The organism is Paenibacillus sp. EPM92 (assembly GCF_016586185.1).
Lineage (GTDB): Bacteria > Bacillota > Bacilli > Paenibacillales > NBRC-103111 > Paenibacillus_G > Paenibacillus_G validus.
Genome location: NZ_BCPS01000070.1, coordinates 38,193 through 53,611 on the forward strand (window position 1 = coordinate 38,193; position 15,419 = coordinate 53,611).

The window sequence follows — 15,419 nt, forward strand, 5'->3', positions numbered from 1 at the left end:
GGGCAGTGATGAATATCCAGCTTTCACTCTATAGATGAAGGCTGGTTTTGTTGCTGCTTGCTGATGCCCCGCTCTATAGAACCTTTCTATACATGGATAGAATATGTTTTGCCTTACACGGATTGACGGTCTTTAACTCGAATGGTAAAGTAAGGAAAATAAATCATACATATCACATAGGAATTATTTGTTTTTATTATGGGGCGGGGGTATGAGTCATATGAAAAAGGCTCGTTGGGTCAAATTAATCGCACTTATGTCAGCTGTAGTTATGGTCTTGTCGGCTTGCAGAGGGGCTGATTCGAAAGCCGGACCAAGCTCGCCCGGTAATGCGGGAAGCACGGAGGTAAAGGCGCAAGCCGCGTCCGGCGGTGAGATCTCTTACGCATTGGCCACGTCGCCGGACTCGCTCGATCCGCATCGCAGCGGTCTGGCCGTAGCCGTGAGAGTGTTCCGCACGATCTATGACAGTCTCGTCGTTCAATTGCCGGACAACACGATCAAGCCATGGCTGGCCACCGAGTGGACGATATCTCCGGACGGCAAGAGCTACACGTTCAAGCTGCGCAAGGATGTCAAATTCCATGACGGAACGCCGTTTAACGCAGAGGCTGTGAAGATCAGCTTCGACCGCATTCTCGATCCGGCCACGAAGGCCGCCAACTCCACGGCGCTGCTGAAGCCTTACAAATCGTCCGAGGTTATTGACGAATACACGATCAAGTTGAATCTGGAGACGCCGTCCGTTGCCTTCCTGGGCAACTTAAGCCAAGCCATGCTCGGCATCGTTTCTCCAACCGCAGCGAAGAAATACGGCGATCAATTCGGCAAAAACCCGGTCGGCACAGGACCGTTCAAATTCGTGAAGTGGGACGATAATTCAGAGATCAAGGTGGAGCGCAATCCCGACTACAACTGGGCGCCGGCACTGGTCGACAATAAAGGCCAGTCTTATTTGGACGCCATCACATTCAAAATCATCCCGGAAGAAGCGACCCGCATCGGCAGCGTCCAGAGCGGGCAAGTGACCGCCGCCGAAACCATTCCTCCGCAAAATATTGTGACGCTTAAGAACGATGCCAAGCTGCAGGTGCTGCAATTCAATACAGGCGGGCTGCCGTACACACTGTTCTTTAACCAAAGCCGGGCGCCATGGAATGACGTAAAGGCCCGGCAGGCTGTGCAATATGCCGTTGACGTCGACTCGATCATCAAGTCGCTGTACTTGGGGACGTATCAACGGGCATGGTCGCCGCTGACGCCTAATATGTTTGGCTATGATCCCTCGTTGGAAAATTCGATCAAGCCCGATCCCGACAAAGCGAACCGCTTGCTCGACGAATTAGGCTGGGTCAAGGGGGCCGACGGCATACGCGAGAAGGACGGCAAGAAGCTTACGCTGCATTATGTCGACGGCTCGCCGAACCGCGAGAAGCGCAATGACATCGCCGCCATCGTCCAGCAGCAGTTGAAGAAGGTCGGCATCGCCGTCGAAGTGGAGATTACGAAAGACGTGCAGACCGTCATTTATACGAATCAGTCATATGACCTTTACGGCAATAGCCAAGTCAATTCGGATCCGGTCGCGCTCAATTCGTTCTATCACACGACCGCTCCGAATACGCGCCCGTCGCTATCCCGTCTGTCGGACCCTGCTCTTGACAAGCTGCTCGAGCAAGGCGTCGTAGAGACGGATGAAGCCAAGCGCAAAGAGATCTACAAGAAGGTACAGCACTATATTATCGATAATGCCGTCATCATTCCGATATACGTCTTCCCTTATACGGTAGCGGCCTCAAATGCATTTTCCGGTCTGAAATTCGATTCGCTCGGTTATCCGATATTCAATGACGTCTCGCTCGTTAAGAAGTAGGGAGGGTGCTAGATGGGCAAGGCCATAACGGTTCGATTATTGAGCTCTCTGGGCGTCGTGGCGGGCTCCTCCATTCTGGTGTTCTGCATTCTATATGTGCTCCCGGGCGACGTCGTGATGAACATGATCGATCCCAGCTCGATGAGCCCGGAGGCGATTGCGAATTTGCGGCATCAGCTGGGTGTAGACCGGCCGTTCTATGAACAGTTTCTGAACTACTTCAACCGTGTGCTTCACGGGGATTTCGGGAAATCGCTGGTGAATTCGGAGCCGGTCCTGCCGAAAATCATCACGCATTTCCCGGCTACTTTGGCGCTTACGACTGCAGCTTCGGCTGTCTCCGTCATTGTCGGCATGGTGCTGGGCGTCCTATCGGCTATACATCGGAATAAGGCGATCGATATGGCAGCCAGGATCGTCGGTTTGTTCGGTATCTCCATGCCCACCTTCTGGTCGGGCATCCTGCTTATCCTCGTATTTTCTGTATATTTCGGCTGGTTTCCTGCTATGGGCTCGGACGGACTGGAGACTCTGATCCTTCCAGCCTTAACGCTAGGTATGCTCGGAGCCGGATTTATCGTCCGTATGGTGCGGAATTCCATGCTTGAAGTGCTCGGCGAACCGTTTATTACGACGCTGCGTGCCAAAGGTTTATTGGAGAGGGCTGTCATGTATCGTCATGCGCTGCGCAACGCGCTCATACCGGCCGTCACCATGCTCGGCATCCTGATCGGCGAGATGCTGGCGGGCACGGTTGTCATTGAAACGGTCTTCTCGCGGCAAGGCATCGGGCGGATTGTTGCGGACGCCATCATGGCCAAGGATTTGCCGGTTGTCCAGGGAGTCATTTTGTTTACGGCCATCGTATATGTCATCGTCAATGCTTGCGTCGACATTTCGTATTCGTACATCGATCCGCGGGTTAGACGCCTGCAAAGCTAGAGGAGGAAGATGAGGATGAGAGAAGCAGCAACCGTGAAACCGATATGGCGGATGAAAAGGGCCGTTGCGGGGCATCATCGTGCGTTCCCCCGAATAGCCGTTTCGAGGTTGTTCGTGTACGCTGCCGCACTTGTCTTTTTATTTCTTGTCGTCTGCGCCCTTGTCCCGCAGTGGATTGCCCGTTACTCGCCTACCGACATGCAAGCGGATCAAATCCTGCTGGCCCCTGGGGCGGCGCATTGGCTGGGCACTGACTATTTCGGCAGGGACGTATTCAGCGTCATCGTGTACGGTGCCCGCGAATCGCTATTGATCGGCTTCGCTTCGGTGCTTGTCGGCGGACTGTCCGGAGGGGCGATCGGGGCTTTGTCGGGCTACTTTGGCGGATGGGTGGACCGTGTGCTGATGCGGGTGATCGACGTGGTCATGACGATTCCTAGCGTGCTGCTCGCTCTGGCGGTCGCCGCTGCGTTAGGACCGGGGCTGCGGAACATCATATTAGCCGTTGCAATAGCCACGGTTCCAAACTATGCCAGAATTATGAGAGGACAAATCCTCAGCATCAAGAACCGCTCGTTCATTACGGCATCCCGTTCCATCGGGGCTACAGAGCCGTCTGTATTCTTTAAGCACATTCTGCCCAATTCGTTGACTCCGCTGCTGGTCATGGCTGCCGTCAGTGTAGGCACCTCCATTCTGACCGGATCCGGTCTTAGCTTCCTGGGGCTTGGCGTGTTGAAGGAAATACCTGATTGGGGCGCGTTTCTCTCGCAAGGAAGAGGATATTTGACGGTTGCGTGGTGGATCTGTACGTTTCCCGGTTTAGCGATTACGCTGTTCGTTTTGTCCGTCAACGTAATCGGCGACGAGCTGCGCGACACGCTGGATCCGAAGAAGCGCCGATCATAGGAGGAGACCCGGATGAGCCAATTACTGGATATAGAAGGGCTTAGCGTCGAATTCGCTACGAGTCGGGGCGTACTGCAAGTGATCAGTGACGTTAGCTTCTCCATCAAAGCCGGCGAAACGATATGTCTGGTAGGCGAATCGGGGAGCGGAAAGACGGTTACATCCAAAGCTGTCATGCGTCTGATTGACGATGAGAACGGATCAATTAGAGCCGGGACCATCATGCTGGATGGGATCGATGTGGCCGGTCTTTCGCAGCACGCGCTTCGGTCGCTGCGGGGAAAAAAGATGGCGATGGTGTTCCAGGAGCCAATGGCGGCGTTTGACCCGGTATTTACGATCGGCAAGCAGATCATCGAGACCATTCTGCGTCATGACCGGAAAAAAACCTCGAACCAAGCGCGGCATCGAGCTGTGGAGCTGCTTCGGCGCGTCGGTATACCGGAGCCCGAGCTGCGGATGAAGCAATATCCGAACGAGCTGTCCGGCGGGATGCTGCAGCGGGCGATGATCGCAATGGCCTTAAGCTGCGAACCTGAGCTGCTGATTGCAGACGAACCGACAACGGCGCTCGACGTTACGATTCAAGCGCAGATCTTGCAGTTGCTGCAAGAATTGAAGGTCGAATTCAACATGTCGATTCTGCTCATTACGCACGATCTTGGCATCGCCGCAGAGATCGCAGACCGGATCGTTGTCATGTACGCGGGGCAAGTGGTCGAGCAGGCATCGACAGCAGAATTGTTTGCGCAGCCTTATCACCCTTATACGCAGGGGCTCTTGCAGTCGATTACGATGATGGAGAGCGACCGCTCGAAACGGCTGTACGCGATTCCGGGTTCGATTCCGAGTCTGGCCGACTTGCCTAGTGGCTGCCGCTTCCATCCCCGCTGTCCGTATGCATCGGAACAATGCGTTCGCGAGGCGCCGGTACTGCAGGACAGAGACGGCCGGCAATCGGCCTGCTGGAACGTGGAGCGGCTGCTCAGCGGTGAATCGGACGCGTCGGCAGCGTCGATAACGCCGCATGTTGAAGTCGCTGCCGCTGCTCTACGCGCGGAAGCCGAATCGGCAGGGCCTGATGCGGATGCGCTATTTGAGCTGCGGCATGTGACCAAGCATTACCCCTTTGGCAGGTCGCTCTTCTCGCGGGAGAAGAAAGCGGTCCAAGCAGTCGATGATGTATCGTTCTCGATTCGCAAGGGCGAGACGTTCGGTCTGGTCGGCGAATCGGGAAGCGGAAAGTCGACGCTCGGCCGGGTGCTTCTTCATATTGAAAGGCCTACCTCCGGGTCCGTCCTGTTCGAGGGTCAGGATCTGGCCGCATTGTCCAGAGCCCGCTTGCGCGAGGAGCGCAAGCATATGCAGATGATTTTCCAAGATCCATACGGTTCCGTCGATCCACGCTGGAAGGTCGGGGATATCATCGGTGAGCCGTTCGCCGTTCACGGCAATCTGAGCGCCCGGGAGAAGAGGGAGGCTGTTGAAGAGCTGCTGCGCCTGGTCGGCTTAAGCGCGGCCTCCTACGACCGCTATCCTCATGAATTTTCCGGCGGGCAGCGGCAGCGGATCGGTATCGCGAGAGCGATCGCCCTGCGTCCGAAGTTCGTGCTGGCGGATGAGGCGGTATCGGCGCTCGACGTATCCGTGCAGGCGCAGATCGTCAATCTGCTGCAGGAGCTTAGGCAGCAGCTGGATCTAACCTTGATGTTTATCGGTCATGGATTGAATGTGGTGCGATACGTATCCGATCGGATCGGCGTCATGTACTTAGGCAAGCTGGTCGAGATCGCTCCCAGCGAGCAGTTGTTCCTTCATCCGGCGCATCATTATACGAAAGCGCTCGTATCCTCCATGCCGGTGCCGGATCCGCAGCGTCGGCGTGAATTTGCCGTCATCCAGGGGGAAATACCGTCGCCGGCCCGCCCTCCCTCCGGCTGCCGATTCCGTACACGCTGTCCGGCCGCCACAGCCAGATGCGCTGCCGAGCAACCCTCGTTCCGTGAGGTTGGACCAGGTCATTATGCGGCATGTCACGATCCCGTGATATAAGCCGGAATTTGCCAAGTTACAATCAGGAAGCGGGGGATGGGAGATGGGGAGCAATGAAGGAACACTGCTGATTCGAGATGCGGCAGAGGGCGACGGGGAAGTGATTCGTGCGGTTGCGCTTGCCGCATATGAGCAATATGCCGATACACTGCCTAAGAAAAGATGGGAAGCCTATCGGGAGTCCATCGCAGGTTCCGTTGACGGCGATGGACCGGAGGCCCGCATCGTTGCCGAACTGAACGGAGAGATCGTGGGCAGCGTCTTATTGTTTATATCCTCGGAGAAAGCTTACGGCAAGCCCGAGCTTGGAATCGACGGACCGATTATCCGGCTGTTGTCCGTAGCTCCGAGTGCAAGGGGCAAGGGCGTTGCAACGGCGCTTATTCAGGAATGCGTACGCCGAGCTCGAACCTTGGGAGCGGCATACTTGCACCTGCATACTTCGGCTATGATGGCGTCAGCCGTCAAGCTGTATGAGCGTTTGGGCTTCGAACGCGCTCCAGACAAGGATTTCCAGAACGGAGAGACGCATGTCTTGCACTATCGTTTGAACTTAACGATGACAGCGCTGCTCAAGCCTGCGGGAAAGCACAGTTAGTATGGACACGAAGCAGATTATACATGTGGAGAAGGTTCGACGTTTTAATAATTAAATTCCGATTGACATACTTGGTTATGACGAGTAAAGTATAGGATAAATTTATAGTTGTCAACCGGGCAGCCGGAGACCTGAAGCCTTCAACCTGAATGTAATTTTGGATGGACGCGCTTTGAAGGTCTCTTTTTATTTTGACACTTGATCTTCCTATTCTATGTCGATCTGGAGAAATGCGTATGAATATCGAGAACATCGAAGCTTTTGTATATGTGTTTCACTATGGCAGCTTTAATAAAGCGGCGGAGGTGCTGTTCCTCTCTCAGCCATCGGTTACAGCGCGAATTCAATCGCTGGAGCGGGAGCTGGACTGCCGGTTGTTCGATCGTTTGGGCAAGCAAGTGCAGCTGACTGAGAAGGGACGTCAATTTCTGCCGTATGCCCAGCAATTGCTGCATATTTATCAGAAGGGTAAGCAGCACATCCAGCGGCAGCGAACAATCCCGAATGAGCTGCGGATCGGCTGTACCGTATCCGTCTCCAATTATATGATTCCGGAGCTGCTGCCGAAGCTGAAGGCGCAGTACCCGGGTCTTCAAATCAAGGTGACGACGGCCGTTACAGACGACATCGTAAGCAAGGTGCTGAACAGGGAGCTGGATATCGGATTTGTCCGCAACGTGAGTCACCCGAATCTTCAATCCGTGAAGTATTATGAGGATCCGATTCGTTTGTACGCCTACGCGGACCATCCTCTAGCCGGAATAAAGGAGGTATCGGTGGAATTGATCGTCGATCAGCCGTTCGTCTTCTTCGAATGCGGCTCACTGGACTGGCTTCGGATTCACCGCGTGTTCCAAAGCCTGAACAAGCCCCCGTTGATCGAAATTCATACCGATAATGCGGAGACGGCCAAGAAGCTTGTCTTGAATAAAGCCGGCATCTGCTTTTTGCCGAGATTGTGCGTACTCAAGGAAGTGCGGGAACAGCTTCTTTACCCGATAGATGTCGCCGAAGTGACAGGTGTTGCGTTGCAGACGAACATTATTAGCCTAAATGGAGAACAATCGGAAATTGTGCAGTTCTTGATCTCGAATCGAGTTGTTTAATGCATAGAAACGGGAGATGAACGATATGGGAATCAAGCTCAGTATGCTGGATCAAACCCCCATCTTGCCGGAAGAAACACCGTCACAGGCTTTCCGGCATACGATTGAGCTCGCACGCCTGGCGGAGCAGCTCGGCTATTATCGATTCTGGGTGTCGGAGCATCATGATTCCGACCGGGTTGCGGGTACTTCGCCCGAGGTGCTCATTTCCCATCTGCTGGCGAAGACAGAGAGTCTTCGAATCGGCTCTGGAGGGGTAATGCTCCAGCATTACAGCCCTTATAAGGTTGCAGAAAATTTCAACGTGCTGGCGTCGCTGGCGCCAGGACGGGTCGATTTGGGGGTAGGACGCGCGCCGGGAGGATTGCCCCGTTCGACACGGGCACTGCAGCAGGGAGTCACGGAAGCGGCTACGTTATCCGAGAAACTGGTCGAGCTTCAGTATTATGTTACCAACCGGGTCCCGGCAGGGCATCCGCTTGCGGGGATTGTTGCCGGGCCGATAGCCGAACAACCTGCCGAAATTTATGTGCTCGGCACAAGTGTATCAAGCGCGGAAATCGCAGCAGAATCTGGCTTGCCCTATGTGTACGCGTTGTTTATCAATAGCGATGAAAATACGGCCCATGAAGCGTTCAGGACGTACTTGGACCGGTACCAGCCGAAGTACGGCAACGGGCCGCAGCCGATTCTGGCTTTATCGGTCATCGTGGCGGATTCCGAGGAGGAAGCGCAGGAGCTTGCGGGAGAGTATAAGCTTGTCAAAATCAAGCTGGCCAGCGGCAGGACACTGACCGTCACGACGATCGAACAAGCGGAGGAATTCGGCCAGCAGTCGAATGAGGAATATACGATAGAGACGCAGCAGGCGCAAATCACGAAAGGGACGAAGGAATCGGTACGCAGACAGCTCCTTGAACTTCAGCGTGCGTACGGTGTTGAAGAATTTATCGTCGTTTCGACGAATTTGAAAAATTTTGAACAGCGCAAGCGATCCTATACGTTATTAAAGGAAGCGTTCGCTGAGGAGGAGGCGGCAGCATGGGAGCAAACGGCAGCGGGACGATCGTAAGCGCGGAGGGAATTGAGCAGAAACTTGTAGACATCAGGCGTCACCTGCACCAATATCCCGAGCTGTCCCATGAAGAGTTCGAGACGACCGCTTATATCCGTAGACGCCTTGAGGAGGAGGAGATTCGGATCGCGACACAGTTCGATTTAAAGACCGGGCTCATAGCCGAAGTCGGGGGATTGCATGGGGGACCTGTCATTGCTTTGCGGGCGGATATCGATGCGCTTCCGATTCAGGAGGAGACGGGGCTGCCCTATGCATCCAAGACTCCCGGCAACATGCATGCGTGCGGTCACGACTTCCATACCGCGGCCATTCTCGGCGCCGCCTTTCTGTTGAAGGAGAAGGAGCATGAGCTGCTAGGGACGATCCGGTTCGTATTCCAGCCTGCGGAGGAGAAGGCCGCTGGGGCGAGGAAGGTGTTGCAAAGCGGTGCGTTGGATGGGGTGCGGGCGATTTACGGCATGCATAATAAGCCGGATCTGCCTGTCGGCACGATCGGCATCAGGCCCGGGCCGCTGATGGCGGCAGCCGACGGCTTTCTCGTCGAGCTGGAGGGTATAGGTTCGCATGCGGCCGTACCGGAAGCGAGCGTCGATCCGATCGTTGCGGCGGCTCAGTTGGTCACGGCGCTTCAGTCGATCGTCAGCCGCAACGTAAGCCCGCTGGAAAGCGCGGTCATCAGCGTAACGCGTCTAAACAGCGGAACGGCCTGGAACGTTATCCCGGAAACGGCGGTGCTTGACGGTACGGTGCGGACGTTCGACGAGAAGGTGCGCAACCGGGTCGTAGAGCGATTCGGCGAGGTCGTAAACGGCGTTGCTGCCGCATACGGGACGAAGGCCTCCTTGCGATGGATTCAAGGCCCGCCCCCCGTCAACAACGATGGGGAGCTGGCGGATGCGGCACGGAGGACGGCGGAACGACTCGGCATCAGCGTCGTTACGCCGAAGCCGTCCCCGGCTGGCGAGGATTTTGCTTTTTACCAAAAGCAGATTCCAGGCTTCTTCGCATTCATGGGAACGTCTGGGCCGAAGGAATGGCACCACCCCGCTTTCGACATCGATGAACGAGCTTTGCCGATCAGCGCCTCTTTCTTCGCTGAATTGGCGATTGCGGAGCTGGAACGGTTCGCTACCGAGCCGTAATACCGAGGAGGGATCGTATGAAGCAGTCGTTTGACGTGATCGTCGTCGGTGCCGGCTCGATGGGTATGAGCGCCGGCTATCACCTGGCCAAGAGGGGCATCCGCACGCTGCTGATCGATTCGTTCGATCCTCCTCATGAGCAGGGCAGCCATCATGGCGAGCCGCGGTTGATCCGTCACGCTTACAGCGGGGGAGCGAGTTATGTCTCATTGGCGCTGGAAGCTGACCGCCTTTGGTTGGAGCTGGAGGAAGCAAGCAATCAGAAGCTGCTGGTCCGTTCCGGCGTTTTGAATATGGCCGATCGTGCGCTTTTCAAGTTTCAAGCGCGGATCGAGGATGCCGGGCGCGCCGGAGTGAGGGTGGAGTGGCTCGACGCTGCCGAAATCCGTCATCGCTGGCCCGCTGTCCGGCTCCCGGAAACGTATGAAGCGATGTATGAGCAGGACGCCGGCTATCTGTTTAGCGAGCGCTGCGTCGCAGAGTACCGCAAGCTTGCTCTGGTCGAGGGGGCGACGATTTTGCCATATACCCCGGTCGAGCAGATCTGGTCGGAAGGCAGCGGAATTCGCGTGCGGACGCGTGTCGGTGAATTTGCCGCTGATCAAACGATTATTAGCGCCGGAGCATGGTTCAAGACTTTGGAGCCGTTCGTGACGCTGCCGATCCGTGCTGTTCGCAAGACGGTGGGGTGGTTCAGGTCCGAACCGGGACTGTTCGATGCAGGGGCTTTCCCCGGGTTTACGCTCGGTACAGACAACGGGGGCTATTACGGCTTCCCGAGCATCGACGGCGCGGGCATCAAGCTGGGCCGCCATGACGGGGGCTTGCCTTGGCTCCCGGGTGAAACGGCGGCGCCGTTCGGCCATCTGGAGCAGGACGAGGGCGATCTGCGTCAGACGCTTGAAAACTACATGCCACAAGCTGCTGGAGCGCTGCTGCGCGGGGCGGTGTGTAAATATGAGCTGACACCCGATGAGCATTTCATTATCGACCGGCATCCGGTTCATTCCAATGTCATACTGGCGGGAGGCTTCTCCGGACACGGGTTTAAATTTTCCAGCGCGGTCGGAGCCGTGCTGGCCGACCTCATTGAAGGGAAGAAACCGTCTGTTGATCTGGGGATGTTCGCATTGTCTCGATTTGACACAATATCGTTGTAGGAGGAGAGAGTATGGGGACAAAGAGACAGATCAAGCTCGGCGCCATCCTGCACGGCGTCGGCGGCAATATCTCCGGATGGCGGCATCCGGACGCGATTACAGATGCCAGCGTCAACTTCGAGCTGTATAAGAAATGGACGCAGAAGGCGGAGGAGGGGAAGTTCGACTTCATCTTCATTGCCGACGGGCTGTACATTACCGAGAAATCGATCCCTCATTTCCTGAATCGTTTCGAGCCTATCACGATCCTAAGCGCTTTGGCCGCCGTTAGCTCGAAAATCGGCTTGGTTGGCACGCTGTCGACCTCCTATAGCGAGCCCTTCACCGTGGCGCGTCAATTCGCCTCCATGGATATGATCAGCCATGGAAGGGCCGGCTGGAACGTCGTGACTTCGCCTCTGGAAGGCTCCGCGCTCAACTATGGGAAGGTGGAGCAGCAGCATCCGTCCCATCCGGAGCGTTACAGAATCGCCAATGAATACCTCGGGGTTACGACGGGGCTGTGGGAATCTTGGGAGGATGACGCGTTCGTGCGCGACAAGGAGTCCGGCATTTTCTTCGACCCGTCCAAAATGCATACGCTGAATCATAAGGGAGAGTACTTTTCGGTCAAAGGACCGCTTAATATTGCCCGATCCAAACAAGGGCAGCCCGTCATCTTCCAGGCGGGAGCGTCGGAGTCCGGGAGAAATTTTGCGGCGAAATGGGCCAATGCGATTTTCACCGGTCAAGAGACGCTGGACGAGGCCAAACGATATTATGACGACGTTAAGGGCCGTGCCAAGGCCTTAGGCCGCAATCCGGACGAAATTGTTATCATGCCTGGCATCGGTCCGATTCTCGGCCGGACGCAGGAAGAAGCCGAGCGCAAATATGAAGAGATTGCGAATCTCGTGTCGATCGATAAGGCGTTGGACTTTTTAGGGCGCTTCTATGAGCATCATGACTTCTCGCAGTATCCGCTTGACGAACCGTTTCCGGATTTGGGCAGTCTCGGACGCAACAGCTTCCAAAGCGCAACGGATCGCATGAAAGCGTGGGCGAAAGAGGAAGGTCTCACCCTTCGTCAGGTCGCGCTGCGGGTAGCGACGCCTAAGCCGACGTTCCTGGGGACGCCAGAAACGGTTGCTGAAAAGCTTGAGGCATGGTTCGAGGCGGGTGCGGCCGACGGCTTCATCGTAGGCGCGGCAACTCCGCGAGGATTGGAGGAGTTCGTGGACCATGTAGTGCCGATTTTGCAGCAGCGCCGACTGTTCCGAGAGGAGTACGAAGCGGATACGCTGCGGGGCAACCTCGGTCTGCCGATTCCCGAGAATCGCTATACGAAGCATAGACAGGTCGTTGCTCAAGGGTAAGTTTACATGAATGCCCGAAGTCTCGTAAGAACGACAGTTCATACAGGATGACGAAGAAGCTCAGGCTGTCCGAGCATGAGCTTCTCGTGATAGGGAGAATGGAGAATGAAGGCTTAGAAGTCGACGTGTTCAACCCGAATATAGGCATGGAAGGGATGACCGTTCCACTCACATCGAGTAACAGCCGCATAATAAACGAATCACGAGCCTTTGAGCCTCAGTAAACGCTGAGGTTTTTTTATTTTGCGATTGTGCACCAAGTCGTTGCAATGAAGAAAGCAGCATCAAACTATGATTCCATAGCAGGATTTGGCTTCGCTGCCTCGAATAGGGTCGTTATATGAAGTTTGAACGGAGGAAAAGAATGAGGGAGAGACTTGATGACGCTGCTGACTTGCGCGAACCGCTGCTTCATACGAAGCTGAACGTTCCCCGGCATGCAGCAGCGCTAGTTCCACGTGTTCGTCTGATCGAACAACTGCATGACAGTTTGAATGGAAAGCTGACGCTCATTTGCGCTCCGGCCGGCTTCGGCAAGACCACGCTCGTCAGTGAGTGGATTTCGTACGGCAGCTTGGATGCCGCCTGGATTTCTCTGGATGCCGGCGATAATGCCGGGGGGCAGTTCTGGCGCTACATGGCTTCGGCTATCGACGGGATTCGTCCTGGCTACATGGAAGAAGTGAAGGCGATGCTTCCGCTGCTGTATGCTGACGATGTCGAACAGGCCCTGATCCTTTTACTGAATGAACTGAATAGGCAGTCAGGCAGGATTCTGCTGGTTCTGGATGACTTTCATGTCATACAAGAACAGAAAATGATTCAAGCAGCAGCATATTTTATTACCCACTTGCCCCCTCATGTCCATGTATGCCTGATGAGCCGTACGGAACCCGGATTCCCGGTAAGCCGTATGGAGGCACAGCAGCTGGCCTTTCGATTAACCGCGGATGATTTGCGCTTTACGGCACAAGAAGCGGAGCAATTTTTCCAAAGCATCCATCTCCAGCTTGATTCGGTGGAAACATCCGCAATAGTCAGGCAGACGGAGGGGTGGATCACAGGCCTTAAGCTTGCCGCGTTGTCCATGCGCCGCACGGAGGATCGGCATGGGTTTATCCGTCAATTCACCGGAGATAACCGTCACGTCAAGCAATATTTGCTGGAAGAGGTCTGGAGCTTGGAAACGATACGCATGAGGAAGTTTTTGCTCAAATGCTCCATTCTGAAACGTTGGAATGCCTCGTTGTGCCGGGCGGTGTCGGGCTTTGCAGACAGCCCCGACCTGATCGCCGATCTGGAACGTTCCCATTTATTCGTTGTTCCTCTGGATGCGAGGGGCAAGTGGTTTCGATTTCATCATTTGTTCTCTGAGTTTTTGCTTCAGCAGTTGGAGTTGGATGGAGAGGAAACCCCCGCTTTGCTGTATAAAGCGGCAGGCGAGTGGTGCCGGGAGAGACGTTTGGAGGAAGAAGCGGTCGAATATTTTTTGCAGGGGAGCCATTATGAATCGGCCATTGCGCTGCTGGAGGAGATGAGTTCCAAAGTCGTGAACTGGGACTGGTCAAATTTGGGCAAATGGCTGTCTTCCATTCCGAATGCCATTCTCTTGGAGCATCCGGTGCTGTTCTTTTCCTACGTGAATTCTTTGGTGGCCGAGGATGCCGGAGATACCGGCAAGGCGGAAGAGCTGATGCGCGAGGCGGATGCCTGGTTCAGAGTCTATTCTGCAGAAATGAAAGAGGAGCAGCGGCATCTATTTTTGGCGATGGCTCATTATGTGCGGGGTACGCTGATGGTGTTCGGCCACCATGATTTGCAGCGCGCCAGAGAACATTATGAAAATGTGGTTCGGTATGCGCCGGACGGCATCCGAATTATTTTCGGCTTTCCGGAAAAGCCGCTTCAGCCGGAAACGATCAAGACGTATAAAATCGGTCTTGGCCATGCCGCTCGCCCGATTGCGGAGCCGTACACGATGCAGCTTGCCGAGCTGTACCGATCGGTCAACCCGATCTTCCTGGCAAGGCTGTTCATCAATTATGCCGAGGCGCTCTATTATTGGAACGACTTGGAGCAGGCAGAAGCCTATCTGACCGAGGGCATGAAATGGGTGGAACAAAAACCGACCGCCGCTGAGTATGAGCTGATTCCAGGATGGATTTTGCAGGGCAGGCTGAGGGTGGCCGCCGGCAGTTTGTTCGAAGCCACCGCTATCCTTGAAGCCGGCATGCGCCGGATGAAGGGGATGGATATCCCGCGGGGGGTTGAACTCTTGGACATGGAGCTTATCCGCCTGCAGCTTCGGTCCGGCAATTCCGCCCCGCTTCGCGATTGGATGATCCGCTGCCGATTGAACAGCAGCGACATGGTATCAGTGTATGAGCTTTACGATTACGAGCTGTTTGCCCGGGCGCTAATGCTAGAAGGCAGATGGGATGAAGCATCCATGCTGCTCGATAAGCTGCTATACTTGGCTGAGAGTGAAATGAGACCGATCGATGCCGCCGAAATCGCATCCATGCGCTCCGTGCTGATGCTGGAGAGGGGCGAGAAAAGAAAGGCGCTGCAGCAGCTTGAAGAAGCGCTGCGGATCTCGGAATCGAATGGGTTCGTGCGCGTTCTGATCGATGAAGGTACGGCCGTTCGAGCTCCTCTTGCCGAATTGGCGGCGGCGAAGCAGCGCGGCTATTACCGGGGGCGGGAGGCGGCTTCCCTCGATTTTGTCCGTGCGATTCTCGTCGGTATGGAAACCGGTGCTCCCTTTGCAGGGGAGATGAATCCTCTCGACACCGTGCTTACAGCAAGAGAGATGGATGTCTTCCAAGGGCTGCTCGACCATTTGAGCGGCAGGCAAATTGCAGACAAGCTGCATATCTCATACGAAACGGTAAAAACGCATCGAAACCGCATATATGGCAAGCTTGGTGTGAAAAACCGGGATGAGGCTGTTCGCCGCGCGCAAGAAATCGGGGCCCAGGCGAAGGAGACTGAACAGGATAAAAAACAATAGGAATACTTATAAATACCATGTGAACTCCCCTCACTATCCCCCTGAGGGGGGATTTTTTTGGTTTTTATTTCATATACAATAAACGTTATATTAGGAATTTTATGAAAATTGGGGGTTACTACGTTGATGTCAATCGCAAAATCAAGCAAACTTGTCAGCTTGATGCTCTCCTTCCTGGTTCTATCCGTCCT

The 15,419-nt window shown here is 55.1% G+C and carries 11 protein-coding genes; all 11 read left to right on the forward strand.

The annotated features are described in order from the left end of the window. Positions 1-220: 220 nt before the first annotated feature. Positions 221-1,873, forward strand: coding sequence for an ABC transporter substrate-binding protein (locus tag JMF85_RS16510; protein WP_201318544.1), 1,653 nt, complete (start codon positions 221-223; stop codon positions 1,871-1,873). Between the two features lie 12 nt (positions 1,874-1,885). Continuing rightward, positions 1,886-2,815, forward strand: coding sequence for an ABC transporter permease (locus JMF85_RS16515; protein ID WP_127604193.1), 930 nt, complete (start codon positions 1,886-1,888; stop codon positions 2,813-2,815). 15 nt (positions 2,816-2,830) lie between these two features. After that, complete coding sequence (locus tag JMF85_RS16520) at positions 2,831-3,724, forward strand: ABC transporter permease (RefSeq protein WP_127604191.1); 894 nt, start codon at positions 2,831-2,833, stop codon at positions 3,722-3,724. Between the two features lie 12 nt (positions 3,725-3,736). Then, entirely contained in the window at positions 3,737-5,776 is a 2,040-nt protein-coding gene (locus tag JMF85_RS16525; protein WP_201318545.1) for an ABC transporter ATP-binding protein, read from the forward strand. Between the two features lie 43 nt (positions 5,777-5,819). Beyond that, the gene (locus JMF85_RS16530; protein ID WP_155614121.1) at positions 5,820-6,374 is read left to right on the forward strand and encodes a GNAT family N-acetyltransferase; all 555 of its coding nucleotides are present in this window, start codon (positions 5,820-5,822) and stop codon (positions 6,372-6,374) included. Positions 6,375-6,610: 236 nt separating this feature from the next. After that, positions 6,611-7,480, forward strand: coding sequence for a LysR family transcriptional regulator (locus JMF85_RS16535; protein WP_127604185.1), 870 nt, complete (start codon positions 6,611-6,613; stop codon positions 7,478-7,480). 25 nt (positions 7,481-7,505) lie between these two features. Further along, positions 7,506-8,552 carry an LLM class flavin-dependent oxidoreductase gene (locus tag JMF85_RS16540; RefSeq protein ID WP_201318546.1) on the forward strand — a complete coding sequence of 349 codons (1,047 nt, stop codon included), beginning with the start codon at positions 7,506-7,508 and terminating at the stop codon, positions 8,550-8,552. Beyond that, positions 8,522-9,700 (forward strand): amidohydrolase, encoded by a 1,179-nt coding sequence (locus JMF85_RS16545; protein WP_201318547.1) that lies wholly within the window; start codon positions 8,522-8,524, stop codon positions 9,698-9,700. The genes JMF85_RS16540 and JMF85_RS16545 overlap by 31 nt, the downstream gene beginning before the upstream one ends. 17 nt (positions 9,701-9,717) lie before the next feature. Continuing rightward, positions 9,718-10,860, forward strand: coding sequence for an N-methyl-L-tryptophan oxidase (solA, locus tag JMF85_RS16550; protein ID WP_201318548.1), 1,143 nt, complete (start codon positions 9,718-9,720; stop codon positions 10,858-10,860). An 11-nt stretch (positions 10,861-10,871) separates the two neighbouring features. After that, positions 10,872-12,215: an LLM class flavin-dependent oxidoreductase gene (locus JMF85_RS16555; RefSeq protein ID WP_201318549.1), complete on the forward strand. Its 1,344-nt coding sequence runs from the start codon at positions 10,872-10,874 to the stop codon at positions 12,213-12,215. A 364-nt stretch (positions 12,216-12,579) separates the two neighbouring features. Beyond that, the gene (locus tag JMF85_RS16560; protein WP_201318550.1) at positions 12,580-15,228 is read left to right on the forward strand and encodes a winged helix-turn-helix domain-containing protein; all 2,649 of its coding nucleotides are present in this window, start codon (positions 12,580-12,582) and stop codon (positions 15,226-15,228) included. Positions 15,229-15,419: the final 191 nt, after the last annotated feature.